At 40.3% G+C, this 26855-nt stretch carries 35 protein-coding genes, 1 tRNA gene and 2 pseudogenes; 37 read left to right on the top strand and 1 reads right to left on the bottom strand.

Annotation, left to right across the window (positions count from 1 at the left end; translation table 11 throughout):
* Positions 1 to 10 precede the first annotated feature (10 nt).
* From rplB to HMPREF2637_RS01445, 31 genes are all read left to right on the top strand, one after another.
* Positions 11 to 844, top strand: a complete 834-nt coding sequence (rplB, locus tag HMPREF2637_RS01305; RefSeq protein WP_002887065.1) for a 50S ribosomal protein L2 — start codon at positions 11 to 13, stop codon at positions 842 to 844.
* Between the two features lie 93 nt (positions 845 to 937).
* Positions 938 to 1216, top strand: coding sequence for a 30S ribosomal protein S19 (rpsS, locus tag HMPREF2637_RS01310; protein WP_000533765.1), 279 nt, complete (start codon positions 938 to 940; stop codon positions 1214 to 1216).
* 15 nt (positions 1217 to 1231) lie between these two features.
* Complete coding sequence (gene rplV / locus HMPREF2637_RS01315) at positions 1232 to 1576, top strand: 50S ribosomal protein L22 (protein WP_002887063.1); 345 nt, start codon at positions 1232 to 1234, stop codon at positions 1574 to 1576.
* 12 nt (positions 1577 to 1588) lie between these two features.
* Positions 1589 to 2242, top strand: a complete 654-nt coding sequence (rpsC, locus tag HMPREF2637_RS01320; protein ID WP_002885727.1) for a 30S ribosomal protein S3 — start codon at positions 1589 to 1591, stop codon at positions 2240 to 2242.
* A gap of 3 nt (positions 2243 to 2245) precedes the next feature.
* Complete coding sequence (gene rplP, locus HMPREF2637_RS01325) at positions 2246 to 2659, top strand: 50S ribosomal protein L16 (RefSeq protein WP_000960950.1); 414 nt, start codon at positions 2246 to 2248, stop codon at positions 2657 to 2659.
* Positions 2660 to 2668: 9 nt separating this feature from the next.
* Positions 2669 to 2875, top strand: coding sequence for a 50S ribosomal protein L29 (gene rpmC, locus HMPREF2637_RS01330; RefSeq protein WP_002885754.1), 207 nt, complete (start codon positions 2669 to 2671; stop codon positions 2873 to 2875).
* A 27-nt stretch (positions 2876 to 2902) separates the two neighbouring features.
* Positions 2903 to 3163 carry a 30S ribosomal protein S17 gene (rpsQ, locus tag HMPREF2637_RS01335; RefSeq protein ID WP_002885836.1) on the top strand — a complete coding sequence of 87 codons (261 nt, stop codon included), beginning with the start codon at positions 2903 to 2905 and terminating at the stop codon, positions 3161 to 3163.
* 24 nt (positions 3164 to 3187) lie between these two features.
* The gene (gene rplN / locus HMPREF2637_RS01340) at positions 3188 to 3556 is read left to right on the top strand and encodes a 50S ribosomal protein L14 (RefSeq protein WP_002885711.1); all 369 of its coding nucleotides are present in this window, start codon (positions 3188 to 3190) and stop codon (positions 3554 to 3556) included.
* An 80-nt stretch (positions 3557 to 3636) separates the two neighbouring features.
* Positions 3637 to 3942, top strand: a complete 306-nt coding sequence (gene rplX, locus HMPREF2637_RS01345; RefSeq protein ID WP_002885874.1) for a 50S ribosomal protein L24 — start codon at positions 3637 to 3639, stop codon at positions 3940 to 3942.
* Positions 3943 to 3968: 26 nt separating this feature from the next.
* Positions 3969 to 4511 carry a 50S ribosomal protein L5 gene (rplE, locus tag HMPREF2637_RS01350; protein ID WP_002887058.1) on the top strand — a complete coding sequence of 181 codons (543 nt, stop codon included), beginning with the start codon at positions 3969 to 3971 and terminating at the stop codon, positions 4509 to 4511.
* Between the two features lie 17 nt (positions 4512 to 4528).
* On the top strand, positions 4529 to 4714 hold the full coding sequence (locus tag HMPREF2637_RS01355) for a type Z 30S ribosomal protein S14 (protein WP_001085699.1): 186 nt from the start codon (positions 4529 to 4531) through the stop codon (positions 4712 to 4714).
* A 122-nt stretch (positions 4715 to 4836) separates the two neighbouring features.
* Positions 4837 to 5235: a 30S ribosomal protein S8 gene (gene rpsH, locus HMPREF2637_RS01360; protein ID WP_002885642.1), complete on the top strand. Its 399-nt coding sequence runs from the start codon at positions 4837 to 4839 to the stop codon at positions 5233 to 5235.
* A gap of 126 nt (positions 5236 to 5361) precedes the next feature.
* Positions 5362 to 5898 carry a 50S ribosomal protein L6 gene (rplF, locus tag HMPREF2637_RS01365; RefSeq protein ID WP_002887056.1) on the top strand — a complete coding sequence of 179 codons (537 nt, stop codon included), beginning with the start codon at positions 5362 to 5364 and terminating at the stop codon, positions 5896 to 5898.
* An 89-nt stretch (positions 5899 to 5987) separates the two neighbouring features.
* Entirely contained in the window at positions 5988 to 6344 is a 357-nt protein-coding gene (gene rplR, locus HMPREF2637_RS01370; protein WP_002885810.1) for a 50S ribosomal protein L18, read from the top strand.
* A gap of 18 nt (positions 6345 to 6362) precedes the next feature.
* On the top strand, positions 6363 to 6857 hold the full coding sequence (gene rpsE, locus HMPREF2637_RS01375; protein WP_002885626.1) for a 30S ribosomal protein S5: 495 nt from the start codon (positions 6363 to 6365) through the stop codon (positions 6855 to 6857).
* Between the two features lie 14 nt (positions 6858 to 6871).
* A complete protein-coding gene (rpmD, locus tag HMPREF2637_RS01380; protein ID WP_002885773.1) occupies positions 6872 to 7054 on the top strand; it encodes a 50S ribosomal protein L30 in 183 nt (60 codons plus the stop codon).
* 127 nt (positions 7055 to 7181) lie between these two features.
* Positions 7182 to 7622, top strand: coding sequence for a 50S ribosomal protein L15 (gene rplO / locus HMPREF2637_RS01385; RefSeq protein ID WP_002885849.1), 441 nt, complete (start codon positions 7182 to 7184; stop codon positions 7620 to 7622).
* 16 nt (positions 7623 to 7638) lie between these two features.
* Positions 7639 to 8934, top strand: coding sequence for a preprotein translocase subunit SecY (gene secY, locus HMPREF2637_RS01390; protein ID WP_064523557.1), 1296 nt, complete (start codon positions 7639 to 7641; stop codon positions 8932 to 8934).
* A gap of 131 nt (positions 8935 to 9065) precedes the next feature.
* Positions 9066 to 9704, top strand: a complete 639-nt coding sequence (locus HMPREF2637_RS01395; RefSeq protein WP_021144709.1) for an adenylate kinase — start codon at positions 9066 to 9068, stop codon at positions 9702 to 9704.
* Positions 9705 to 9821: 117 nt separating this feature from the next.
* Positions 9822 to 10040: a translation initiation factor IF-1 gene (gene infA, locus HMPREF2637_RS01400; protein WP_001040189.1), complete on the top strand. Its 219-nt coding sequence runs from the start codon at positions 9822 to 9824 to the stop codon at positions 10038 to 10040.
* Between the two features lie 25 nt (positions 10041 to 10065).
* Positions 10066 to 10182, top strand: coding sequence for a 50S ribosomal protein L36 (rpmJ, locus tag HMPREF2637_RS10730; protein ID WP_000868345.1), 117 nt, complete (start codon positions 10066 to 10068; stop codon positions 10180 to 10182).
* 17 nt (positions 10183 to 10199) lie between these two features.
* Positions 10200 to 10565, top strand: coding sequence for a 30S ribosomal protein S13 (gene rpsM / locus HMPREF2637_RS01405; RefSeq protein WP_002885820.1), 366 nt, complete (start codon positions 10200 to 10202; stop codon positions 10563 to 10565).
* Between the two features lie 26 nt (positions 10566 to 10591).
* Positions 10592 to 10975, top strand: coding sequence for a 30S ribosomal protein S11 (rpsK, locus tag HMPREF2637_RS01410; protein WP_002885718.1), 384 nt, complete (start codon positions 10592 to 10594; stop codon positions 10973 to 10975).
* A gap of 48 nt (positions 10976 to 11023) precedes the next feature.
* Entirely contained in the window at positions 11024 to 11962 is a 939-nt protein-coding gene (locus HMPREF2637_RS01415) for a DNA-directed RNA polymerase subunit alpha (RefSeq protein ID WP_002887046.1), read from the top strand.
* Positions 11963 to 11979: 17 nt separating this feature from the next.
* Positions 11980 to 12366 carry a 50S ribosomal protein L17 gene (gene rplQ / locus HMPREF2637_RS01420; protein ID WP_002885709.1) on the top strand — a complete coding sequence of 129 codons (387 nt, stop codon included), beginning with the start codon at positions 11980 to 11982 and terminating at the stop codon, positions 12364 to 12366.
* 249 nt (positions 12367 to 12615) lie between these two features.
* The gene (locus tag HMPREF2637_RS01425; protein ID WP_070838926.1) at positions 12616 to 13911 is read left to right on the top strand and encodes a glutamate-cysteine ligase family protein; all 1296 of its coding nucleotides are present in this window, start codon (positions 12616 to 12618) and stop codon (positions 13909 to 13911) included.
* Between the two features lie 191 nt (positions 13912 to 14102).
* A tRNA-Leu gene (locus HMPREF2637_RS01430) sits at positions 14103 to 14188 on the top strand.
* A 145-nt stretch (positions 14189 to 14333) separates the two neighbouring features.
* A complete protein-coding gene (locus HMPREF2637_RS01435; protein WP_002887043.1) occupies positions 14334 to 15215 on the top strand; it encodes a class II fructose-bisphosphate aldolase in 882 nt (293 codons plus the stop codon).
* A gap of 301 nt (positions 15216 to 15516) precedes the next feature.
* Entirely contained in the window at positions 15517 to 15873 is a 357-nt protein-coding gene (locus HMPREF2637_RS01440) for a hypothetical protein (protein ID WP_064523551.1), read from the top strand.
* Between the two features lie 32 nt (positions 15874 to 15905).
* Positions 15906 to 16244: a hypothetical protein gene (locus HMPREF2637_RS10735; RefSeq protein WP_073686482.1), complete on the top strand. Its 339-nt coding sequence runs from the start codon at positions 15906 to 15908 to the stop codon at positions 16242 to 16244.
* A gap of 15 nt (positions 16245 to 16259) precedes the next feature.
* On the top strand, positions 16260 to 16820 hold the full coding sequence (locus HMPREF2637_RS01445; RefSeq protein WP_064523547.1) for a TIGR01440 family protein: 561 nt from the start codon (positions 16260 to 16262) through the stop codon (positions 16818 to 16820).
* A 53-nt stretch (positions 16821 to 16873) separates the two neighbouring features.
* Here the strand turns inward: HMPREF2637_RS01445 and HMPREF2637_RS01450 are convergent.
* Positions 16874 to 17401, bottom strand: a pseudogene (locus HMPREF2637_RS01450) (UTRA domain-containing protein); the annotation flags it as partial.
* Between HMPREF2637_RS01450 and HMPREF2637_RS01455 the strand changes: the two are divergent.
* From HMPREF2637_RS01455 to thrC, 6 genes and pseudogenes are all read left to right on the top strand, one after another.
* Positions 17397 to 18431: pseudogene (locus HMPREF2637_RS01455) on the top strand (alpha-amylase family glycosyl hydrolase); the annotation flags it as partial. The pseudogenes HMPREF2637_RS01450 and HMPREF2637_RS01455 sit on opposite strands and share 5 nt — an antisense overlap.
* Positions 18432 to 18512: 81 nt before the next feature.
* Complete coding sequence (locus HMPREF2637_RS01460; protein WP_064523541.1) at positions 18513 to 20408, top strand: M13 family metallopeptidase; 1896 nt, start codon at positions 18513 to 18515, stop codon at positions 20406 to 20408.
* Positions 20409 to 20549: 141 nt separating this feature from the next.
* Positions 20550 to 23147, top strand: coding sequence for a bifunctional acetaldehyde-CoA/alcohol dehydrogenase (adhE, locus tag HMPREF2637_RS01465; protein WP_022496087.1), 2598 nt, complete (start codon positions 20550 to 20552; stop codon positions 23145 to 23147).
* Between the two features lie 160 nt (positions 23148 to 23307).
* Positions 23308 to 24153 carry a hypothetical protein gene (locus tag HMPREF2637_RS01470; protein WP_022496088.1) on the top strand — a complete coding sequence of 282 codons (846 nt, stop codon included), beginning with the start codon at positions 23308 to 23310 and terminating at the stop codon, positions 24151 to 24153.
* A 25-nt stretch (positions 24154 to 24178) separates the two neighbouring features.
* Positions 24179 to 25156, top strand: coding sequence for a hypothetical protein (locus HMPREF2637_RS01475; protein WP_064523538.1), 978 nt, complete (start codon positions 24179 to 24181; stop codon positions 25154 to 25156).
* Positions 25157 to 25315: 159 nt separating this feature from the next.
* Positions 25316 to 26800, top strand: coding sequence for a threonine synthase (gene thrC / locus HMPREF2637_RS01480; RefSeq protein WP_064523535.1), 1485 nt, complete (start codon positions 25316 to 25318; stop codon positions 26798 to 26800).
* Positions 26801 to 26855: the final 55 nt, after the last annotated feature.

Below are 26855 nucleotides of genomic sequence, written 5' to 3' on the forward strand. Positions count from 1 at the left end.
AGAAATTAACGTGGGTATTAAAGTTTATAAACCAACGACAAATGGCCGTCGTAACATGACTTCTTTGGATTTCGCAGAAATCACTACAAGCACTCCTGAAAAATCATTGCTTGTTTCTCTTAAGAACAAAGCTGGTCGTAACAACAACGGTCGTATCACTGTACGTCACCAAGGTGGCGGACACAAACGTCACTACCGTTTGATTGACTTCAAACGTAACAAAGATGGCGTTGAAGCAGTTGTTAAAACAATTGAGTATGATCCAAACCGTACTGCAAACATCGCTCTTGTACACTACACTGACGGGGTTAAAGCTTACATCATCGCACCTAAAGGTCTTGAAGTAGGTCAACGTATTGTTTCAGGTCCAGATGCGGATATCAAGATTGGTAACGCTCTTCCACTTGCAAACATCCCAGTTGGTACAGTTATCCACAACATTGAGCTTCAACCAGGTAAAGGTGCTGAACTTATCCGTGCCGCTGGTGCTTCTGCTCAAGTTTTGGGTCAAGAAGGTAAATACGTACTTGTTCGTCTTCAATCAGGCGAAGTTCGTATGGTTCTTGGTACATGTCGTGCAACTATCGGTACTGTAGGTAACGAACAACAATCACTTATCAACCTTGGTAAAGCCGGCCGTAATCGCTGGAAAGGTATTCGCCCAACAGTTCGTGGTTCTGTAATGAACCCTAACGATCACCCACACGGTGGTGGTGAAGGTAAGGCACCAGTTGGACGTAAAGCGCCATCTACTCCATGGGGTAAACCTGCGCTTGGTCTTAAAACTCGTAACAAGAAAGCTAAATCTGACAAACTTATCGTTCGTCGTCGTAACGAAAAATAATTTAGTCGCTTAGCACATAACATCCGCCAACTCGGTAGCACTTCTTAGTGCAAGCCGCTGTGGTACATTCAATTTAAAGGAGAAAACTACAAAATGGGACGTAGTCTTAAAAAAGGACCTTTCGTCGATGAGCATTTGATGAAAAAAGTTGAAGCTCAAGCAAATGACGAAAAGAAAAAAGTAATTAAAACTTGGTCACGTCGTTCAACGATTTTCCCAAGTTTCATCGGATACACTATCGCAGTTTATGATGGACGTAAACACGTTCCTGTTTACATCCAAGAAGACATGGTAGGTCACAAACTTGGTGAATTTGCACCAACTCGTACTTACAAAGGTCACGCAGCTGACGATAAGAAAACACGTCGTTAATAGGAGGAGGACACAATGGCAGAAATTACTTCAGCTAAAGCAATGGCTCGTACAGTGCGTGTTTCACCTCGTAAAACACGTCTTGTTCTTGATCTTATCCGTGGTAAGAACGTTGCTGATGCAATCGCAATCTTGAAATTCACTCCAAACAAAGCAGCTCGCATTGTTGAGAAAACTCTTAACTCTGCTATCGCTAACGCAGAAAACAACTTTGGTTTGGAAAAAGCTAACTTGGTAGTATCTGAAACATTCGCAAACGAAGGACCAACAATGAAACGTTTCCGTCCACGTGCGAAAGGTTCAGCTTCACCAATCAACAAACGCACAACTCACGTAACTGTAGTTGTGTCAGAAAAATAAGGAGGTAAACTCGTGGGTCAAAAAGTACATCCAATTGGTATGCGTGTCGGGATCATCCGTGACTGGGATGCGAAATGGTATGCTGAAAAAGAATACGCAGATTACCTTCACGAAGATTTGGCAATCCGCAAATTCATTCAAAAAGAACTTGCAGACGCTTCAGTTTCAACTATTGAAATCGAACGTGCTGTAAACAAAGTTATTGTTTCACTTCACACTGCTAAACCAGGTATGGTTATCGGTAAAGGTGGATCAAACGTTGACGCTCTTCGCGCTCAACTTAACAAATTGACTGGAAAACAAGTACACATCAACATCGTTGAAATCAAGAAACCTGATTTGGACGCTCACCTTGTTGGTGAAACAATTGCTCGTCAACTTGAGCAACGTGTTGCTTTCCGTCGTGCACAAAAACAAGCTATCCAACGTGCAATGCGTGCTGGAGCTAAAGGAATCAAAACTCAAGTATCAGGTCGTTTGAACGGTGCAGATATCGCCCGTGCAGAAGGATACTCTGAAGGTACAGTTCCACTTCACACACTTCGCGCTGATATCGATTACGCTTGGGAAGAAGCTGACACAACTTACGGTAAACTTGGTGTTAAAGTTTGGATCTACCGTGGAGAAGTTCTTCCAGCTCGTAAAAACACTAAAGGAGGCAAATAACAAATGTTAGTACCTAAACGTGTTAAACACCGTCGTGAATTCCGTGGAAAAATGCGCGGTGAGGCTAAAGGTGGTAAAGAAGTATCATTCGGTGAATACGGTCTTCAAGCTACAACTAGCCACTGGATTACAAACCGTCAAATCGAGGCTGCTCGTATTGCCATGACTCGTTACATGAAACGTGGTGGTAAGGTTTGGATCAAGATCTTCCCACACAAATCATACACTGCTAAAGCTATCGGTGTACGTATGGGTTCTGGTAAAGGGGCACCTGAAGGTTGGGTAGCACCAGTTAAACGTGGTAAAGTAATGTTCGAAATCGCAGGTGTTTCTGAAGAAGTTGCACGTGAAGCGCTTCGTCTTGCTAGCCACAAATTGCCAGTTAAATGTAAATTCGTGAAACGTGAAGCAGAATAAGGAGAAGACATGAAACTTGAAGAAATCAAAAAGTTTGTTGCTGAGCTTCGTGGCTTGTCTCAAGAAGAGCTTGCTAAAAAAGAAAACGAACTTAAGAAAGAACTTTTCGACCTTCGTTTCCAAGCTGCAGCAGGTCAACTTGATCAAACTGCCCGTTTGAACGAAGTGAAAAAACAAATTGCACGTGTTAAAACTGTGCAATCTGAAATCAAATAATAGATTGGGAAAGGAGCAATTCTAATAATGGAACGTAATCAACGTAAAACCCTTGTTGGACGCGTAGTATCTGACAAGATGGATAAAACAATCACAGTTGTAGTTGAAACTAAACGTAACCACCCAGTCTATGGTAAACGTATCAACTATTCTAAAAAATACAAAGCACATGATGAAAACAACGTTGCTAAAGAAGGCGATATCGTTCGTATCATGGAAACTCGCCCACTTTCAGCTACAAAACGCTTCCGTCTTGTAGAAGTTGTGGAAGAAGCTGTTATTATCTAATAAAACTAAAAGGAGACAATTGAAATGATTCAACAAGAAAGTCGCTTAAAAGTTGCTGATAATAGCGGTGCTCGTGAAATCTTGACTATCAAAGTTCTTGGTGGTTCAGGACGTAAATTCGCTAACATCGGCGACGTTATCGTTGCAACTGTTAAACAAGCTACACCAGGTGGAGCTGTTAAAAAAGGTGATGTTGTTAAAGCTGTTATCGTTCGTACAAAAACTGGTGCACGCCGTCCAGACGGTTCATACATCAAGTTTGATGACAACGCTGCAGTAATCATCCGCGATGACAAAACTCCTCGTGGAACTCGTATCTTTGGCCCTGTTGCACGTGAATTGCGTGAAGGTGGATACATGCGTATCGTATCTTTGGCGCCAGAAGTACTTTAATCTGAATTAACACAAACTTAGTCCCCTGATATATTCAGGGTGCCCATTAGGGCGTAAGAAATAATAGGAGAAATACTCAAATGTTTGTAAAAAAAGGCGATAAAGTTCGCGTTATTGCTGGTAAAGACAAAGGAACTGAAGCAGTAGTTCTTAAAGCTCTTCCAAAAGTAAACAAAGTTGTTGTTGAAGGTGTTGCAATCATCAAAAAACACCAAAAACCATCAGCTGAAAACCCTCAAGGTGCTATCGTGGAAAAAGAAGCACCAATCCACGCTTCAAACGTTCAAGTTCTTGACAAGAACGGTGTAGCTGGACGTGTAGGTTACAAAGTTGTTGACGGCAAAAAAGTTCGTTACAACAAAAAATCAGGCGAAGTGCTTGACTAATCACGAAGGAAAGGAGAAAGTATTAAATGGCTAACCGTCTTAAAGAAAAATACACTAACGAAGTAATTCCAGCTTTGACTGAAAAATTTAACTATTCTTCAGTTATGGCTGTGCCAAAAGTTGATAAAATCGTTATCAACATGGGTGTTGGTGAAGCTGTAAACAACGCTAAAACTCTTGAAAAAGCTGCTGCTGAGTTGGCACTTATTTCAGGTCAAAAACCATTGATTACTAAAGCTAAGAAATCAATCGCTGGCTTCCGTCTTCGTGAAGGTGTAGCGATCGGTGCTAAAGTTACCCTTCGTGGTGAACGCATGTACGAATTCTTGGATAAATTGGTATCAGTATCACTTCCACGTGTTCGTGACTTCCATGGTGTTCCAACTAAATCATTTGATGGACGTGGTAACTACACACTTGGTGTTAAAGAACAACTTATCTTCCCAGAAATCAACTTCGACGATGTTGATAAAGTACGTGGTATGGATATCGTTATCGTAACTACTGCTAACACTGACGAAGAAGGTCGTGAATTGCTTAAAGGCCTTGGAATGCCTTTTGCAAAATAATCTAGGAGGTAAATAAATTGGCTAAAAAATCAATGATTGCTAAGAACAAACGCCCTGCGAAGTTCTCTACGCAAGCTTACACTCGTTGCGAACGTTGTGGACGTCCACACTCAGTTTATCGCAAATTTAAACTTTGCCGTGTTTGCTTCCGTGAATTGGCTTACAAAGGTCAAATTCCAGGTGTTACCAAAGCTTCTTGGTAAAAACATGATATATTCAAGTTAGTTTTATCTAATTTGAATGTATTAAACACAATCTGAGCCTAGCTCAATCATTAACTAGCAAGTGAATTATTCAAACTACTAGTAAGAGGAGAAAATATAAAATGGTTATGACTGACCCAATTGCAGATTTCTTGACACGTATTCGTAACGCTAACCAAGCTAAACACGAAGTACTTGAAGTACCTGCATCAAACATTAAAAAAGGTATCGCTGAAATCCTTAAACGTGAAGGTTTCGTAAAAAACGTTGAAGTTATCGAAGATGACAAACAAGGTATCATCCGCGTATTCTTGAAATACGGACAAAACGGTGAACGTGTTATCACTAACTTGAAACGTATCTCAAAACCAGGTCTTCGTGTTTACTCTAAACGTGAAGATGTTCCTAAAGTTCTTAACGGACTTGGAATCGCGATCATCTCTACTTCAGAAGGTCTTTTGACTGACAAAGAAGCTCGTCAAAAGAACGTTGGTGGAGAAGTTATCGCTTACGTTTGGTAAGAAGCTGATCCTAAGCACTTATTTCAAATGATTTGTGCGAGTTTCGTTGATTATATTCGATGAGACTCATCCCCGTGAAAACTAGTCACTTTGTGGCTTGATAATCTAACAGGAGAATTAAATACTATGTCACGTATTGGTAATAAAGTTATTACTTTGCCTGCTGGTGTTGAAGTAACAAACAACGATAACGTTGTTACTGTTAAAGGACCTAAAGGCGAACTCACTCGTGAGTTTAACAAAAACATTGAAATCAAAGTTGAAGGCAACGAAGTTACACTTCACCGTCCAAACGACTCAAAAGAAAACAAAACAATCCACGGTACTTCACGTGCAAACTTGAACAACATGGTTGTTGGTGTTTCTGAAGGTTTCAAAAAAGAACTTGAAATGCGCGGTGTCGGATATCGTGCGCAACTCCAAGGAACAAAACTTGTTCTTTCAGTTGGTAAATCTCACCAAGACGAAGTTGAAGCTCCAGAAGGTATTACTTTTGAAGTACCATCTGCAACTTCAATCGTTGTAAGTGGTATTAACAAAGAAGTTGTTGGTCAAACAGCTGCTTATATCCGTAGCCTTCGTTCACCAGAACCTTACAAAGGTAAAGGTATCCGTTACGTTGGTGAATACGTACGTCGTAAAGAAGGTAAAACTGGTAAATAATAGGATTTTATCCTTGTGGCAATTCTTTTTGGATTGTCTCTTTACCAAAAGCTCTCATGAGCAAGCATTATAATTAAGAGGTGAAAATTGTGATTTCGAAACCAGATAAAAACAAACTCCGCCAAAAACGCCACCGTCGCGTTCGCGGAAAACTCTCTGGAACTGCTGATCGCCCACGTTTGAACATTTTCCGTTCTAATACAGGCATCTACGCTCAAGTTATTGATGACGTAGCGGGTGTAACGCTCGCAAGTGCATCAACTCTTGATAAAGAAGTTTCTAAAGGAACTAAAACAGAACAAGCCGTTGTTGTCGGTAAACTTGTTGCTGAACGCGCAGTAGCTAAAGGTATTTCTGAAGTGGTGTTTGACCGCGGTGGATATCTCTATCACGGACGTGTTAAAGCTTTGGCTGACTCAGCTCGTGAAAACGGATTGAAATTCTAATAGGGAGGACACTTAATAATGGCATTTAAAGATAATGCAGTAGAACTTGAAGAACGCGTAGTTGCTATCAACCGTGTTACTAAAGTTGTAAAAGGTGGACGCAACATGCGTTTTGCTGCTCTTGTTGTTGTTGGTGACCGTAATGGTCGCGTAGGATTTGGTACTGGTAAATCTCAAGAGGTTCCAGAAGCTATCCGTAAAGCAGTTGAAGCAGCTAAGAAAAACCTTATCGAAGTTCCTATGGTTGGTACAACTATTCCTCACGAAGTTCGTTCAGAATTTGGTGGAGCGAAAGTATTGTTGAAACCAGCTGTTGAAGGGGCTGGGGTTGCCGCTGGTGGTGCAGTTCGTGCCGTCATCGAATTGGCTGGTGTTGCTGATGTAACATCTAAATCACTCGGTTCAAACACTCCAATCAACATCGTTCGTGCGACTGTTGAAGGATTGAAACAACTTAAACGTGCTGAAGAAGTTGCGGCTCTTCGTGGCATCTCAGTATCTGACTTGGCATAAGAAAGGAGATAACAATGGCTCAAATTAAAATTACTTTGACTAAGTCTCCAATCGGACGCAAACCAGAACAACGTAAAACAGTTGTTGCTCTTGGACTTGGTAAATTGAATAGCTCAGTTGTTAAAGAAGACAACGCTGCTATCCGTGGTATGGTCAACGCAGTATCTCACTTGGTAACTGTAGAAGACGTTAAATAAAAATTGATTTAAGTCGTGAGGGTTCCCTTGCGACTTAAACTGAATTTCATGTATAGGCGAGTTTCTAATTAAGCTACCTTACTTGGTTAGAGGCGCTAGCATTTTACAAAAAGAGGAGAAAATAATAATGAAACTTCATGAATTGAAACCTGCTGAAGGTTCTCGTAAAGTCCGTAACCGTGTAGGTCGTGGTACTTCATCTGGTAACGGTAAAACTTCAGGCCGTGGTCAAAAAGGTCAAAAAGCTCGTAGCGGTGGTGGCGTACGTCCAGGATTTGAAGGTGGACAAACTCCATTGTTCCGTCGTCTTCCAAAACGTGGATTCACTAACATCAACGCTAAAGAATACGCACTTGTAAACCTTGATCAATTGAACGTCTTTGAAGATGGTACAGAAGTAACTCCAGCAGTTCTTAAAGAAGCTGGAATCGTTCGTGCTGAAAAATCAGGCGTTAAAGTTCTTGGTAACGGTGAATTGACTAAGAAATTGACTGTTAAAGCAGCTAAATTCTCAAAATCTGCTGAAGCAGCTATCACTGCTAAAGGTGGTTCAATCGAAGTCATCTAATGAGGGGTAACTCATTATGTTCTTTAAACTATTAAAAGACGCATTGAAAGTCAAAAACGTTCGTAATAAGATTTTATTTACAATCTTCATTATTTTCGTTTTTCGTGTAGGGACTCATGTAACAGTTCCTGGTATCAATGCGGAAAGTTTGAAACAATTAAGTGATTTACCTTTCTTGAACATGCTTAACTTGGTGTCTGGTAATGCCATGAATAACTTCTCTATCTTCTCGATGGGGGTTAGTCCTTACATTACAGCATCAATCATTGTCCAACTTTTGCAGATGGATATCTATCCGAAATTTGTGGAGTGGGGCAAACAAGGGGAAGTTGGTCGTCGTAAATTGAACCAAGCGACTCGCTATATTACTCTTGTTTTAGCCTTTGTTCAATCGATTGGTATTACAGCAAGTTTTAATACTCTCTCATCAATTTCATTGGTTAAAACACCAAATGTTTCAACCTACCTATTGATTGGGACAATTCTAACTGCTGGTAGCATAATTGTGACATGGCTTGGTGAACAAATCACTGATAAAGGTTTTGGTAATGGTGTGTCAATGATTATCTTTTCAGGGATCATTGCTTCTATTCCAAAAATGTTCTCAACAATTTACGAGGATTTCTTTGTCAATGTTCGTGCTGACGAATTAACTCGTTCATATATCATAGTTGCTTTGCTAATTGTGGTAGGTTTGGCGATTGTCTTCTTTACGACATTTGTTCAACAGGCAGAATATCAAATTCCAATTCAATATACTAAATTGGTTCAAGGGGCTCCAACGAGTTCTTATCTTCCATTGAAAGTAAATCCAGCTGGTGTTATTCCCGTTATCTTTGCTAGCTCGATTACAACAATTCCTAGTACTATTCTTCCATTCTTCTCGAAGGTTACATGGTTATCTCACTTACAAGGACTACTCTCGTATAATACACCTAGTGGAATGATCACTTACGCGATATTGATTATCTTGTTCTCATTCTTCTACACATTTGTCCAAGTAAATCCTGAAAAAACTGCTGAAAATCTTCAAAAGAATGGGTCTTACATTCCTAGTGTTCGTCCAGGTCGTGAGACTGAAAAGTACATGTCTTCATTGCTTAAGAGATTGGCAACAATCGGGGCTGTATTTCTCGCGTTTATTTCATTGGCTCCAATTGCGGCTCAACAGTTTATGCACCTTACAAGCTCAATCGCGCTTGGTGGTACATCTCTCTTGATCTTGATTTCAACTGGTATCGAAGGTATGAAACAACTCGAAGGTTACCTATTGAAACGTCAGTACGTTGGGTTTATGAATCTTGAAGACTAAGTCTTCTCATGAACAATTGAGAGGGAAAGAAAGGTTACTTTCTGTCCCTTCTCTTTTGTTTTTTGATAACTCTACCAATGTGTTAAAACCTTGATAGAGTTATTTGAAAACAAAAATAAGGAGTTCGTAAGATGAATCTTTTAATTATGGGTCTACCAGGTGCTGGTAAAGGGACTCAAGCTGCAAAAATTGTTGAAGAATTTGGTGTAGCTCACATCTCAACTGGTGATATGTTCCGTGCTGCTATGGCTAACCAAACTGAAATGGGTGTTTTGGCCAAATCATTCATCGATAAAGGTGAATTGGTACCAGATGAAGTAACAAACGGAATCGTTAAAGAGCGTTTGGCTCAAGACGACATTAAGGAAAAAGGATTCCTTTTGGATGGTTTTCCTCGCACAATCGAACAAGCTCATGCCTTGGATCAAATCTTGGTTGATCTTGGTTTGGAGCTTGATGGAGTAATCAATATCGAAGTGGATCCATCTTGCCTTCTTGAACGCTTGAGTGGTCGTATTATTCACCGCGAAACAGGTGAAACTTACCATAAAGTATTCAACCCACCAGCTGACTACAAGGAAGAAGACTATTACCAACGTGAAGATGACAAACCAGAAACAGTGAAACGCCGCTTGGATGTGAATATTGCTCAAGGTGAGCCAATTATTGCACATTACCGTGAGCTTGGTCTTGTATCTGATATTCAAGGTAACCAAGATATCGACGATGTATTCGCTGATGTTAAAAAAGCGATTGCAGCAATTAAATAATTATATAATCTTACTTGCGTATCAGACTTAAGCATGTTATAATACTTTAGTCTGACTTATAATTGTTACCTCTGTGCTCAGAGGAAATCAAATCGAAATTTTAGGGGGTACTTTTGCGTGGCAAAAGAAGACGTGATTGAAATTGAAGGTAAAGTTGTAGAAACTATGCCTAATGCTATGTTTACTGTTGAATTGGAAAATGGACACCAAATTTTGGCGACAGTTTCTGGTAAAATCCGTAAAAACTACATTCGTATTTTGGTCGGTGACCGTGTGACTGTTGAAATGAGTCCTTATGATTTGACACGTGGACGCATCACATACCGCTTTAAATAATCGAAATAATTGGAGGGATTGAAACATGAAGGTAAGACCATCGGTTAAACCAATTTGCGAATACTGTAAAGTTATTCGTCGTAACGGTCGTGTTATGGTAATTTGTCCAACAAATCCAAAACACAAACAACGTCAAGGATAATATAGAAAGGAGAAATCATGGCTCGTATTGCTGGAGTTGACATTCCAAACGATAAACGTGTAGTAATTTCACTTACTTACGTATACGGTATCGGACTTGCAACATCTAAGAAAATCTTGGCTGCTGCAGGCGTTTCTGAAGACATCCGCGTTAAAGATTTGACAAATGATCAAGAAGACGCTATCCGTCGCGAAGTGGATGCAATCAAAGTTGAAGGTGACCTTCGTCGTGAAGTTAACCTTAACATCAAACGTTTGATGGAAATCGGTTCATACCGTGGTATCCGTCACCGTCGTGGACTTCCTGTCCGTGGACAAAACACTAAAAACAATGCCCGCACTCGTAAAGGTAAAGCTGTTGCGATTGCAGGTAAGAAAAAATAATTAAAATAAAATAGGAGGTAAAAACATTGGCTAAACCAACACGTAAACGTCGTGTGAAAAAGAATATCGAATCTGGTATTGCTCACATTCACGCTACTTTCAATAACACTATTGTTATGATTACAGATGTGCATGGTAACGCTGTAGCATGGTCATCAGCTGGTGCTCTTGGTTTCAAAGGTTCTCGTAAATCTACACCATTTGCTGCACAAATGGCTTCAGAAGCTGCTGCTAAATCTGCACAAGAACATGGTCTTAAAACAGTTGAAGTAACTGTTAAAGGTCCTGGTTCAGGTCGTGAGTCTGCTATCCGTGCTCTTGCTGCTGCAGGTCTTGAAGTAACAGCAATCCGTGATGTAACACCTGTACCACATAATGGTTGTCGTCCTCCAAAACGTCGTCGTGTGTAATCTTTAATAACAATAGTACACAAGGTTCGTTTCGAGGGAGTATAATAAATGATTGAGTTTGAAAAACCAATAATAACAAAAATTGATGAAAATAAAGATTACGGCAAATTTGTCATCGAACCACTAGAACGTGGTTATGGTACAACTTTGGGTAACTCTCTTCGTCGTGTACTTTTGTCATCACTTCCAGGTGCTGCCGTAACATCAATTAAGATTGATGGAGTACTCCACGAATTTGATACCGTACCAGGCGTCCGTGAAGACGTGATGCAAATTATCCTTAATATTAAAGGACTTGCTGTAAAATCTTACGTCGAAGACGAAAAAACAATTGAACTTGATGTTCAAGGTCCAGCTGAAGTTACTGCTGGAGATATCTTGACTGATAGCGACATTGAAATTGTTAACCCTGATCATTATCTTTTCACTATCGCTGAAGGAGCTTCTTTGAAAGCGACTATGACAGTAGCTACAAACCGTGGTTATGTTCCAGCAGATGAAAACAAGAAAGATGATGCACCAGTGGGAACATTGGCTGTAGATTCAATCTACACACCAGTGAAAAAAGTCAATTATCAAGTTGAACCTGCCCGTGTAGGTAGCAACGATGGTTTTGATAAATTGACAATCGAAATCATGACAAACGGAACAATCATCCCTGAAGATGCCCTCGGTCTCTCGGCTCGCGTTTTGATTGAACACTTGAACTTGTTTACTGACCTTACTGATGTTGCTAAAGCTACTGATGTAATGAAAGAAACTGAAAAAGTGAACGATGAAAAGGTGCTTGACCGTACCATCGAAGAACTTGATTTGTCTGTACGCTCATATAACTGTTTGAAACGTGCCGGTATTAATACCGTCCATGATTTGACAGAAAAAACTGAGCCTGAAATGATGAAAGTCCGTAACCTAGGTCGTAAATCTCTTGAAGAAGTCAAAGTTAAGTTGGCTGATCTTGGACTTGGACTCAAAAATGATAAATAATAATATAGGAGGATAACATGGCTTACCGTAAACTTGGACGCACAAGCTCACAGCGTAAAGCGGTTCTTCGTGATTTGACTACAGATCTTATCATTAACGAAGCAATCGTTACAACTGAAGCACGTGCTAAAGAAATCCGTAAAACAGTTGAAAAAATGATCACTCTTGGTAAACGTGGTGATTTGCACGCACGTCGTCAAGCAGCTGCATTTGTACGTAACGAAATTGCATCTGAAAGCTATGATGAAGCAACTGATAAATATACATCAACAACTGCTCTTCAAAAACTTTTCTCAGAAATCGCACCTCGTTATGCTGAACGTAACGGTGGATACACTCGTATCCTTAAAACAGAACCACGTCGTGGCGATGCTGCCCCAATGGCAATCATCGAACTTGTTTAATTTTTATCAATTTTGTTGAGTGTTATGATGATGGAATAGCTTAGCTTTTCTTAGTCTAGCTCTGGTCTACCGCTAGGCATACGCCTAGCGGGAACACTCATCATAAAAATGGGAATAAATAAGCATGTAACGCTTGTTTACGAAAGGTAATACTGTTATTTTTCGTAAGCAGGCGTTTTTTTGGGCTATAAATCGTCTGAATATTTTGATATAATGAAATAAGCTTATTTCAAAAAGGGGGACATTATTTTGACAACAGCCAAGGAACTGCTTAAGCAAAGGTATTATGAGCCAATTAAGGAGCAACCGGAATTATTTGTGGGGATTGAGTTGGAATACCCAGTTGTTAATTTGAGTGGTAATGCTACAGATGTCTCTCTTACAAAACAGTTACTAGTCTATCTCTTAGATAATTTTGATTTTCAAGCTGATAAGTATGATTCTGATAACAATCCTATTCAGCTTATTGATAAAGCTTCTGGAGATATGATTCTTTTTGAAGTCTCCTACAATACGATTGAGTTTGCTTTTGCAAAGGCTGAAAGAATCTCTGAGGTTGAGGAACGTTTGGATACTTACCTTGGTATAATCCAACCTTATCTGCAGAATCATAATCATGAGTTGCAAGGTTGGGGAGTGAATCCAAACTGGGTAAAAAATGACAACAGACCTGTTAAATCTCCTCGTTATGAGATGCTTATGGATTTTCTCGAGTTATCTAAAGCAAAGAACGATACTTTCTTTCATGATTATCCAGAATATGGTTCTTTCATCTGTGGGAGTCAGGTACAGTTAGATGTTTCAAAAACGTCCTATTTAAGGGTTTTAAATGCTTTTAATCAAATAGAGGGACCCAAAGCAGTATTATTGGCAAACTCTGAATTTTGGGGCTCAGATTGGGATTTAGCGCTTTCTCGTGATGTTTTCTGGGAGAATTCCATGCATGGTGTGTTTGAGGAAAATGCAGGGGTATTTCCCAAGGTGTTTAAGAGCGAAGATGACTATTTTTCTTACTTGTCTGAGACAGCCATTTTTACTGCTAAGCGTGGTGATGAAACCTACTATTTTGAACCAATACGTGCTAAAGACTATCTAAGTACGTCATCTGTCAAGGCACACTCTATTCATGGCGAAGTAACCACTATTGAGCCAAGTGAGGAAGATTTTAAGACTCACCGTTCTTATCAATTCCAAGATTTAACGACACGAGGGACGATTGAGTTTCGCAGTGTTTGTACCCAACCTTTCTCATCAACCTTTGCACCAGCAGCCTTTCACCTTGGTCTTTTAGTCAATTTGGAAAATCTGGAAAATATTTTGAATGACTCACCTTTTTTTGAAGCATTTGACTATGATTTTCCTAGAATTCGTCGTTTATTTTCGAAAAAAGATATTTCTGCTACAGATCTCAAAATGATTTTACCTTTGACAGAATCGTTATTGGCTTGTGCTGAGGATGGATTAAAATCGCGTGGTTTTGGAGAAGAAGTCTACTTAGCTCCCCTTAGAGAGAAATTAGATAAACTGAATAAGAGTTTATCTTAACCTTTGATAAAAGATATAATAGATAACTTTTGCTAAAAAATTTAAAAAAAGGCAAAAAAGTATTGACGTCAGCAAACAATAAATGGTATTATATAGTAGTTGTTTCGAAAGAGACAAGAGAAAATTATAAAAACTTTCAAAAAAAGTATTGACACGAGTTGTCAATCTTGATATAATAACTAATGTTGTTAGCGGAAATGGCGGAATTGGCAGACGCGCAGGACTAAGGATCCTGTGACCGCTTTAGGTCGTGAGGGTTCAAGTCCCTCTTTCCGCAGAGTAACCAGTCAGATGACTGGTTTTTTTGTATTAAAAAATCAAAACGCTTACAAATTGTAGAAAAGCTAGTTTTTTGAGTCTAATTGTGATAGAATAAACTTGTAAACGGGTTCAAACCCAAAAAAATATAGGAGGCCTTTATAATGGCAATCGTTTCAGCAGAAAAATTTGTCCAAGCAGCTCGTGATAATGGTTACGCAGTTGGTGGATTTAACACAAACAACCTTGAGTGGACTCAAGCTATCTTGCGTGCAGCAGAAGCTAAACAAGCTCCAGTACTTATCCAAACTTCTATGGGTGCAGCTAAGTACATGGGTGGTTACAAATTGTGTAAAGTTCTCATCGAAGAATTGGTTGAATCAATGGGTATCACTGTACCAGTTGCTATTCACCTTGACCACGGTCACTACAATGATGCTTTGGAATGTATCCGTGTAGGTTACACTTCAGTTATGTTTGACGGTTCACACCTTCCAGTTGAAGAAAACCTTGAAAAAGCAGCTAAAGTTGTTGAATTTGCACACGCTAACGGTGTATCAGTTGAAGCTGAAGTTGGTACAATCGGTGGTGAAGAAGATGGTATCATCGGTGATGGTGAATTGGCACCAATCGAAGATGCTAAAGCTATGGTTGCAACTGGTATCGACTTCCTTGCAGCAGGTATCGGTAACATCCACGGTCCTTACCCAGAAAACTGGAGCGGGCTTCACCTTGACCACTTGCAAAAATTGACAGAAGCTGTTCCTAACTTCCCAATCGTATTGCACGGTGGATCAGGTATTCCTGACGATCAAATCCAAGCAGCTATCAAACTTGGTGTTGCTAAAGTTAACGTTAACACTGAATGTCAAATCGCATTTGCTAACGCAACACGTAAATTTGTTGCTGAATACGAAGCAAATGAAGCAGAATACGATAAGAAGAAACTCTTCGACCCACGTAAATTCTTGAAACCAGGTTTCGAAGCTATTACAGAAGCTGTTGAAGAACGTATCGACGTATTCGGTTCAGCAAACAAAGCTTAATTAGACTATATAAGCTTGAAAATAAAGGGTTTGTCCAATGTGGACAAGCCTTTTTCTTATGTTTTGCCACAAATTTGCCCCCGATTTCTAAATTTCAGTTCGTTTTGATTATAGATGTAGCGCAAACAAAGCTTAATTAGCTTATTAAAACAAGGTCCTTTCTGGGTCTTGTTTTTTTGTACCCAAATAAATAGTTAGTATCTGCCAATTAATCTGTGATTGGGAGTGAACAAATTTTAAAGAGTAGATATGGCTTTGGTTGATAGATTCTATTTCCTAACTTTTTAAGATATGCTATAATATGAATATGTTTGATAATTATATTGTACCTGTATTTTTTGGTGGTGGAGCTCTTGCTCTACTAGGTTTAGTGTTATTTGGTTGGGCCTTGCCTTCATTTTTTAAGGGTAAATGGTCTTATTTGATTTCTTTGCTAGGTTTAGGTTTGGTTGCTTTTGCCTATTTTGATTCGGCGATTGTTATCACTTATAAAATCTGGCTTGGATTGCTAGGTGTTATCATGGTTGGTTGGGGACTTCCTTTCAACAATCGTAAGGGACGCCGTGCGATGACTATTTTTTGGGCTATCATGGCAATCGTTGTAGGTATTGCTGCTATTGCATTCACTATTGCTTATGGTGTTATTAACCGCCACTAACATGAAACTGTAAAACATGCTATAATAATGGCATGTTTTATTTTATGACCCTATCATTTATTATCATGCCTGCCTTGGGCTGCTTCTTAATAGGCTTGGCTTTTGCTAAACCAGATCGTTGGGACTTTTCTTGGATCTTATCCTTAATAGGTTTGGTGGCCTTTATTTCTTCTTTTTGGCATATAGCACGTGTAGATTTATGGTTTATGCTAAGTTATAGTGTTGGTCCTTTTTTGATGGGATTTGGTTTCTCCTGGGACCTAAGTAAGAAACGCCGTAGGCAGTTATTATTATTAGGGGGATTTTTCCTTGTCTTTTTTGTGATTCTGTACTATCTTATTGTGCGAATCCTGAATACAGCTGTTGTCTAAAGGAGGGCTGTTGTGATGTTGCTAGATTTAGAAGAGAAGACACGTGTGCTTGTAGAAGATATTGTTGAACGTTCAGCTATTGGGAGAGGAGCTATCTTTGTCTTGGGATTGTCTTCCAGTGAGGTTGCTGGTGGGACTATCGGCAAAGCCTCTAGCCGTGAAATTGGTCAACGAATTGTGAAAACTATTCTTGAGGTTTTGGAACCTAAAGGGATTTACTTGGCTGTTCAGGGCTGTGAACATTTGAATCGTGCTTTGGTTGTTGAGCGTGAGCTCGCCCTGGCTAAAGATTTGGAAATTGTCAATGTTCTTCCGACCTTGCACGCTGGGGGAAGTGGTCAGCTGGCTGCTTTCGACTATATGAAGGATCCTGTTGAGGTGGAGGAAATTGTCGCTCAGGCTGGTATTGATATTGGGGATACCTCTATTGGTATGCATGTGAAGAGGGTCCAAGTTCCTCTTCGTCCGATTATTCCAGAATTAGGCGGTGCCCATGTGACTGCTTTGGCTAGTCGTCCTAAGTTAATTGGTGGCGCTCGTGCGGAGTATCTAGCAGATTCTATTCGTAAAAACTAAAAAGTATCGGACAAGAGTGTCCGATACTTTTTCTGTTAGCAGAGCCCTTTCTTTTAATGATGGCGCTTGGCATAATCAACAAATTTGAATTTTTCAAGTTTGTGGCGACTTTCGGTGAACTGAAACTGATTTCCATTATTCAGATAAACTTTTGAGCGTATGCAGACGACGTGGTGATCTTTACCGATATCGATGAGGATTTTGTCTTGCTCGGTAGTGTTGTCAATTGTGATTTCTTTAAAGGCATGAGAAATGCTAAGGTGGAGCTGATTCTCAAGGTAATCATAGATGGAGTTCTCAGCGATGCCACGGTTGAGTTGAGGCATAAGCCTCGCATCCAGGTAATCAATATCAACGACAGAGGCACAGCCATCAACGACTCTTTGCCGAATAAGACGCCAAACCTGTTGGCTTCTTGAAAATCCAGTTTTTTCTGAGAGATTGGTGTCAACGATGATTTTATCTAGAGAGATAACGTTGGTTTGTGATTTAATGCCTTGTTGTTCTATGAGCTCTTGGTAACTGGTTAAGTCAGATACAGGGAAGTTCACTTGTTCATGGCTAATAACTTGAGAAAAGGACGAAGTTTTAGTAGATTGTCCAGAAAATGAAGGGAAACCGGCTTATACGGATAAACCAATCGTGCATGATTATCTTCACATGATGAATGAAGCGACCTTTGGTTCTGACGATAGTTTTATGACGGTCGGAGAGATGTCTTCAACAACCATTGATAACTGTGTTCTTTATTCGGCACCGGAACGTCAGGAGTTGTCTATGGCCTTTAACTTCCACCATTTAAAAGTGGACTATGAAGATGGACAAAAATGGACCATTGCTCCCTTTGATTTTGAAGAGCTCAAGCGCCTCTACCACACCTGGGGCAAGGAAATGAGTGATCGTGGTGGATGGAGTGCCCTCTTTTGGAATAACCACGACCAACCTCGTGCCTTGAATCGCTTTGTGGATATTAAGAATTTCCGTAATGAAGGGGCTACCATGCTCGCAGCTAGCATCCACTTGTCACGTGGAACACCATACATCTACATGGGTGAAGAAATCGGGATGATCGATCCAGAGTATGACTCGATGGCAGATTACGTGGATGTGGAATCCATCAATGCTTATCAAATGCTCTTGGACCAAGGTAAATCTCCTGAGCAAGCCTTCAAGATTATCCAAGCTAAGTCACGTGATAATTCTCGTACGCCCATGCAATGGGATGCTTCTCTAAATGCAGGTTTTTCAACAGGCACTCCATGGTTGAAAGTTGGTAAATCTTATAAAGACATCAACGTTGAAAATGAAATCGATGGACCAATCTTTAAATTCTATAAAGAATTGATTCGCTTGCGCAAAGAAATGCCTATCATTTCAGAAGGAAGCTATCAGCCAGCACTTGAAGATAGCAAGCAGGTCTACGCCTTTGAACGCCACTTAGACGGTCAAAAACTCTTGGTGCTCAATAATTTCTATGGAAGTGAAGCTGAAGTGGAGATTCCAGAAGAATACCAAGCAGGGCGCGTGCTCTTGTCCAACTATGACGATGCGGAGCTTGCTGAAAAGGTAAGTCTTAAGCCTTATCAAACCCTAGCAATCTTAGTAAAATAAGCCAAACTTTCCTCAGTAAATGCTTTTGCTGGGGAATTTTGTTATAATGAAAGCACTTTTAATGTTGATGGAGGAAGTGTAATGACACGCTTACAAGATGATTTTTATGAATACGTCAATGGGAAATGGGCTGAGACAGCAGTCATTCCAGATGATAAACCTTCGACTGGTGGCTTTATGGACTTGGATCGAGATATCGAAAACTTGATGTTGGATATTACCGGAAAATGGCAACGGGGAGAAGAATTACCCGAAGATAGCATTCTGCAAAACTTTGTCAAATACCACAAGATGGTAGCTGATTTTGATGCACGAGAAGTAGCTGGTGTGGCTCCAGCCATGCCCTTGATCAATGAAATCAAGGCTCTGTCTTCTTTTGAAGACTATACCAGCAAGTTGGGCACCTATGAACTAGCTGGCAAACCAAATCTCTTGCCATTTAGCGTGTCGCCAGACTTTAAGAATGCCCAAATGAATGTCTTGTGGGGAGAAGCACCGGCTCTCATCTTGCCAGATACGACCTATTATGAAGAAGGCAACGAAAAAGGCCCAGAATTACTGGCTATCTGGCGTCAAATGATGGAAAAACTCTTATCTAAATTTGATTTCTCAGAGGAAGAAATCAAAGATATTCTGGATAAAGTGATTGCAGGGGACGCAGAATTGGCCAAATATGTCTTGTCGAACGAAGAAAAATCAGAGTACAACAAACTCTACCATCCCTATGAGTGGGCGGATTTCAAGGCCTTGGTCCCAGAATTGCCACTCGATGCCTTCTTTACAGAAGTAATCGGACAAACTCCAGATAAAATCATCGTGCCAGAAGAGCGTTACTGGAAGGAATTCGCACCAACATTCTACTCAGCAGCCAACTGGGAGACCCTTCATGCTGCATTGAAACTCGGCGCAGCTCTTTCTTGGACTCTATTTTTGACGGAAGAAATCCGTGTTTTGGCTGGTGAATATAGTCGTACGATTGCAGGTATTCCAGAACCTCGTCCAAAAGAAAAAGCAGCCTTATCAATAGCAGAAGTACCATATAGCCAAGCGCTTGGACTCTGGTATGCAGGTGAAAAATTCTCACCAGAAGCAAAAGCAGACGTAGAGCATAAAGTTGCAACTATGATTGAGGTTTACAAAGATCGTCTGGAAAAAGCAGATTGGCTCGCCTCTGAGACTCGTGAAAAAGCCATTGTCAAACTCAATGTCATCACACCTCATATCGGTTACCCTGAAAAGTTACCAGAAACTTATGCCAAGAAGGTTATCGACGAGAGCAAAACCTTGGTTGAAAATGCTCAGACTCTCTACGAAATTTCGATTGCCCATAGCTGGAGCAAGTGGAACCAACCGGTCGATCGTAGTGAATGGCACATGCCGGCTAATATGGTCAATGCCTACTATGATCCGCAACAAAACCAAATCGTCTTCCCAGCAGCGATTTTGCAGGCACCTTTCTATGACCTTCATCAATCTTCCTCAGCTAACTACGGTGGAATTGGAGCGGTCATTGCTCATGAAATTTCACACGCCTTTGATACCAATGGTGCTTCCTTTGATGAGAATGGTAGCTTGAAAGACTGGTGGAAGCCAGAAGATTACGAAGCCTTTACCGCTCGTACCCAAAAAGTCATCGATCAGTTTGAAGGCCAAGACTCTTACGGTGCTAAAATTAACGGGAAATTGACCGTTTCTGAAAACGTGGCAGATCTAGGAGGCATCGCTGCAGCCCTTGAAGCCGCTAAGAAAGAGGAAGATTTTTCAGCAGAAGAATTCTTCACCAACTTTGCTCGCATCTGGCGCATGAAAGCTCGGACAGAATATATGCAACTTCTTGCAAGTGTTGATGTCCACGCACCAGGAAAACTCCGTACCAATGTTCAACTACCAAACTTCGACGAATTCCACAAGGAATTTGACGTCAAAGAAGGTGACGGCATGTGGCGTGCCCCAGAAGATCGTGTGATTATTTGGTAATAATGATGAAATCTGTCCAAAAATGGATGGATTTCATCATTTTTTGTCGTTGTAAGGGTTTACAAAGATTGGATAAAGAGCTATAATAATATTGTTCAAAAGCTTGTGATTTTTTTAACAAGTGCTTAAAAGGAGTTTTATATGACTAAAGAAATTAAACAAACTAAAGATATTCAAACAGTAATTGATGAATTGGCAATAAAGGGGGTTGAAGCCCTCAATGAAATGGCTGACTTTACACAGGAGCAAGTGGACCATATTGTTCACCAAGCTGCGATTGCTGCCCTAGATAAACACATGTATCTTGCAAAATTGGCTGTTGACGAAACAGGTCGTGGTATTTATGAAGACAAAGCTATAAAAAATATGTATGCTTCTGAATACATTTGGAATAGCATCAAAAATGACAAGACAGTCGGTGTTATTGCTGAAGATAAAGAGCAAGGTTTGGTCTCTATCGCTGAGCCGGTCGGTGTTATCTGTGGGGTAACTCCAACAACAAATCCAACATCTACTACTATTTTCAAAGCTTTGATTGCGTTGAAAACACGTAACTCAATTGTATTTGCCTTCCACCCATCAGCTCAGAAATCATCTGCAGAGGCAGCTCGTATCGTCCGTGATGCAGCTATTGAAGCAGGTGCACCTAAGGACTGCATCCAGTGGATTGAAGAGCCCTCTATCGAAGCAACTGGTCTTTTGATGAACCATCCTAAAATCGCCACAGTACTTGCGACTGGTGGACCTGGTATGGTTAAGGCTGCTTATTCAACTGGTAAACCAGCGCTTGGTGTAGGAGCCGGAAACGTCCCATCTTATATTGCTGCTGATGCCAAGGTTAAACGTGCTGTCAACGATATCATTGTTTCAAAAACTTTTGATAATGGTATGATTTGTGCTTCTGAACAAGCAGCTATCGTTGATGCAGCTATCTATGACGAAGTTAAGGCTGAATTTGAAGCACATCAATGTGTCATCATTTCTAAAAAAGCTGACATTGCTAAATTGGAAAAAGTTGTTCTTAATGAAGCTCGTACAGCTGTAAATGGTGCCATTGTAGGTCACTCAGCTATTGAAATTGCTGAAAAAGCTGGTCTTAAAGTTCCTGCAGGTACAAAAATGCTTTTGGCAGAAATTCCAGATGCAACAATGGAACACCCACTTGCCTTGGAAAAATTGTCTCCAGTACTTGCTCTTATCAAATCTGATGGCGTTGAAGATGGTTTCAAAAAAGCAGAAGGCATGCTTAATTTGGGTGGTCTTGGACACACAGCTGTTATCCACACTGAAAATGAAGAGCTCCAACTCCAATATGGTATTCGCATGAAAGCCTGCCGTGTCTTGGTAAATAGCCCATCAGCTGAAGGTGGTATCGGTAATATCTACAATAACATGATTCCATCATTGACTCTTGGTTGTGGTTCACACGGTCATAACTCAGTGTCACACAATGTTAGCTCATTTGATCTCTTGAATGTCAAAACATTGTCAAAGCGTCGCAATAACATGCAATGGTTTCGCGTCCCACCAAAAATCTTCTTCGAAAAAGATTCAATAACTTACTTGCGTCACATTGAAGCTGAGCGCGTGATGTTGGTTTGTGACCCTGGTATGGTTCAGTTTGGTTATGCAGACTTGGTTAAACGTCAATTGGAACTTAACCGCCACAGACCAGCAGTAGATGTTTTCTCGGATGTTGAGCCAAACCCATCTACGAATACGGTTTACAAAGGTTTGGAACGCTTTGTAGACTTCCAACCAGATGTTATCATCGCTCTTGGTGGTGGTTCTGCAATGGACGCTGCTAAGGCTATGTGGATGTTCTTTGAAAACCCAGATGTAAGTTTCTTCGGCGCTAAACAAAAATTCTTGGATATTCGTAAACGTACTTACAAGATTCCTTACGCTCAGAAGACAACATTTATCTGTATCCCAACAACTTCAGGTACAGGTTCAGAGGTAACGTCATTCGCTGTTATCACTGATAGTGAAACTCATATCAAGTACCCATTGGCAGACTATGCTTTGACTCCGGACATTGCTATCGTTGACCCTGCTTTGGTTATGAGTGTGCCTGCTAGCGTTACAGCAGATACAGGTATGGACGTTTTGACTCACGCCATTGAATCTTATGTATCAGTCATGGCTAGCGACTATACACGTGGACTTTCACTCCAAGCAATTAAACTTGTTTTTGAAAATCTTGAACATTCTTACCGCTTTGGTGATGAAGAATCACGTGAAAAAATGCATAATGCATCAACAATGGCTGGTATGGCCTTTGCCAACGCCTTCCTTGGTATCAACCACTCACTCGCTCACAAGGTTGGTCCTATGTTTGACATTCCACACGGACGTACTAATGCGATTTTGATGCCTCACGTTATCCGTTACAACGGTCGTGATCCTCAAAAACACGCTATGTTCCCTAAATATGACTACTTCCGTGCAGACAAAGATTACGCAGATATCGCTCGTTTCATGGGATGGGGTACTGACAAACAATCAGATGCTGAATTGGTTGAAGTTTTGGCACAAAAAGTATACGAATTGGGTGTTGCCGTTGGTATTGACATGAACTGGAAGGGACAAGGTGTCACTAAGAAACTTCTTCAAGACACTGCCTATACTTTGGCCGAACATGCTTATGAAGACCAATGTACAACAGCTAATCCGAAAGAACCACTTATTTCAGAATTGAAAGAAATTATCGAAATTGCCTTTGATTACAAAGGGTAAGCGATAGACAAAAGTAGCTCTATAAGGGCTACTTTTTTTGCTAGAAATCCTCTATATTAGAGTGTTTATCCAAATTAAAAATAAAGGACTTTCCCGGATAAGATAGAAAAACGCTTTAAGAATTGTTATAATAACCTTACAGCAAGATAAGGAGATTCCTATGACAAAAGAAGAAGGGCTTAGTTTGGGTGAAACAGCACATCCTCTCAAGCCTCATGAATTGAGGCCACCAATGGCTTCTACAGCAGGGAATAGAGCGACTAATAGGTTTAAAGAGTTTAATGCTGATAGGATGGTGAGTGTTCAATTCAATCCTAGTCAACAAGTAAAAGAATCAAAGGAGCCAGTAACCTCAAAGAATATTGTGGGGATGGTATCAGGTGTGATTGCAGCGATACTCACCATACTTTTGATTGTTTGTCTCGTGATGGGATACCGTTATCGAGCCGCAAGCATTGAGGGCGATTGGACAAGTCCAACCTTTAGTGAGAAAATGTTAGCCACTCTGAAAGACACTGCTACTACTAAGAATAAAGTTAGTAATGCTTTACCACAAGGTCAAGATCTTATCACCGATATCAATACAGCAATGAGCATTACTGACAATAAGGCTCACTTAAAAGTGAGCTTTGTTTACAATCGTAAAGGTCTTTATCAGGCTTACCAAAGTAGAGTTACTGAATTGAAAGGTCAGTACGGCGAGGAGTTCTCGGAGGTTTTTGATAGTTATTCATTGTCAGAAAAAGACTACTATAAACAGTTTGATGAGACAGTGAAGAAAGAACTTCCAAAGAGTTATACCTACGATGCCAAAACCGGTCGTGTTACAACAACTGCTTTCACGGGTGATATTAACCGTTGGGAGCAAACAATCACTGTGGATAAGGCTGGAGATTCAGATGCTTTTAAAAAAGGTGATGTATTAGATTATACACCCAACAATGAAGGTTTTACTATCAAGGCACACAGTGAATTTGGTGACATTAGCTTTACAAAAAATAAATAAAAAAGGAAATTAAAGGGGAATATAAATGACAAGAGAAGAATGGTTGGACTATTTTGAGACGGTAAACGGACGTAAGCCGAGTGTTCAGGAAATGGCGGATGCTTTGAAAGCTGGAGAGTTTGTTAATGAAGCACCAGCTAAAGCTGAAGATACAGTTACTACTGAACCTGTTAAGGTTGAGGCAGAAATCGTCGAGACAAGCACTAGTCCTCTACCAACAGAAACGGCACCAGTAGTAACAGCAACTGCATCTTCTACGGTTGCTTTTCCAGAAGGACAAGCAGCTATGGCAAATTTGGCTCCTAAGAAACCAATGGATCCCAAAAAGAAAAAACGCATCCTAGTCTCAGTTTTGTCAGCGGTAGTCCTTGTCTTCTTATGTATCGGTGGCTTTATGACTTACCGTTATGTGACAGGTAATATTGATGGCAAATGGTACAGTAGTTCTCTAGGTAGAGAGTATAGTTCAAGCATGTCTGAAAGTTTGACAGACTTGGATAGTAAGGAGCTTGAAAAGTACTTTACAGATACTGCTGTAACCATGAAAGTAAAAGGTAGCAATGCGAAGGTGACTGCTAGCTATACTTTTGATAAGAAAACTTATATCAAGGACTATCGTGAGAGGGTTCAGAAGTCCTTCTCAGCCTTTGGAGATTTATTTAAAGCCTTCTATGGAGATTCCTTTGAAAACTATTACAGTGAGGAAACCATAGAAAAAGAACTTGATGAAGCTCTTGAAAAAGCTGCAAAAGACAGCGGTCAAAAGTATGATTCGAAGACAGGCGAAACAACGACAACCCTTTTCAAAGGGAAGGTTAGCCGTTTGGGACATAAGATGACTGTTACTTCTGTCAACAAAGACGTTGATATCGATAGTCTCAATGTGAAAAAAGGTCAAGAGCTAAAAGTGACTAAAAAAGATAAGAAAGTAACGCTTAGTGGTGATGGGAAATCAAAAGATATCACTTTCTCAACTAAGAATGACACCAAAGATAAATTTTAAAATGACATCCGGAATCGCTATTCCGGATTTTTTCATGTCGTTGAGGGAAGAGAATAAGGTGATATCCGAATGATTTTCTCACAAGTCACAATACGTGTAGAAATATTCTGACAATTATGCTACAATAGAGCCACACACTATCTAAAAAGAGGATTTACCATGACACTTGTATACCAATCAACACGTGACGAAAATAATAAAGTAACTGCTAGTCAAGCTATTCTTCAAGGTTTGGCAACAGATGGTGGCTTGTTCACACCATTGTCAACACCTGAGGTTGCTTTGGACTTTGATCAATTGAAAGATGCTTCTTACCAAGAAGTTGCTAAATTGGTCTTGTCAGCTTTCTTGGATGATTTTACGGAAGAGGAATTAGATTACTGTATCACAAATGCTTATGACGACAAATTTGATACAGCTGCTATTGCACCAGTAGTTAAACTTAAGAACCACTACAACCTTGAACTTTTCCATGGTTCTACTATCGCTTTCAAAGATATGGCCCTTTCAATCTTGCCTTACTTGCTAACAACATCAGCTAAAAAGCAAGGTGTTGATAATAAGATTGTTATCTTGACAGCGACATCAGGTGATACTGGTAAGGCTGCTATGGCTGGTTTTGCAGATGTTCCTGGAACTGAAATTATTGTCTTTTATCCAAAAGACGGTGTTTCAAAAATCCAAGAATTGCAAATGACCACTCAAACAGGAGCTAACACTCACGTTATTGCCATTGATGGTAACTTTGATGATGCCCAAACCGATGTGAAACGTATGTTTAATGATGTTGACTTGCGTGAGAAATTGTTGGCTCATCATACGCAATTCTCATCAGCTAACTCAATGAACGTTGGTCGTTTGGTACCACAAGTGGTTTACTATGTATATGCCTATGCGCAGTTGGTTAAGGCAGGTCATATCCAAAACGGAGATAAGGTCAACTTCACAGTACCAACAGGAAACTTTGGTAATATCTTGGCGGCTTATTATGCACGTCAGATTGGTGTTCCGGTTGGCAAATTAATCTGTGCTTCTAATGAAAATAACGTCCTCACAGACTTCTTCGCAACGGGTACTTATGACAAGAAACGTGATTTCAAGGTAACGACAAGTCCTTCTATGGATATCTTGGTATCTTCTAACTTGGAACGCTTGATTTTCCACCTTCTTGGTAATGATGCTGCTAAGACTAAAGAGCTCATGGATGCACTTGTGACTAAGGGCGAGTATACTTTGGCTGGTGCAGATAAAGATATTCTTGATTTGTTTGCAGCAGGTTTTGCAACTGAGGATGAAACAGCTGCTGAAATCAAACGTGTCTATGATGAAAACAAGTATATCGAAGATCCTCATACAGCGGTTGCCTCAGCTGTTTACGAAGCATATGTTCAAAAGACAGATGACCACACCCCTACAGTTATCGCTTCAACAGCTAGCCCATACAAATTCCCACGTGTGGCTATTTCAGCTGTCACTGGTAAAGACAGTGGGGATGATTTCAAAGCAGTAGAAGATTTGCACCAACTTTCAGGTGTAGCTATCCCAGCTGCTGTAGATGGACTTGAACATGCGGAAGTTCGCCATAAAACAGTTGTTGCGGCAGCTGATATGCAAAAAGCAGTTGAAAGCTATCTTGGTGTATAAGAATAAAAAAATAGGAGCTGAGAAATCAGCCCTATTTTTATCAATATAGAAGAGA

The organism is Streptococcus sp. HMSC065H07, assembly GCF_001837325.1.
Taxonomy (GTDB): domain Bacteria; phylum Bacillota; class Bacilli; order Lactobacillales; family Streptococcaceae; genus Streptococcus; species Streptococcus salivarius_H.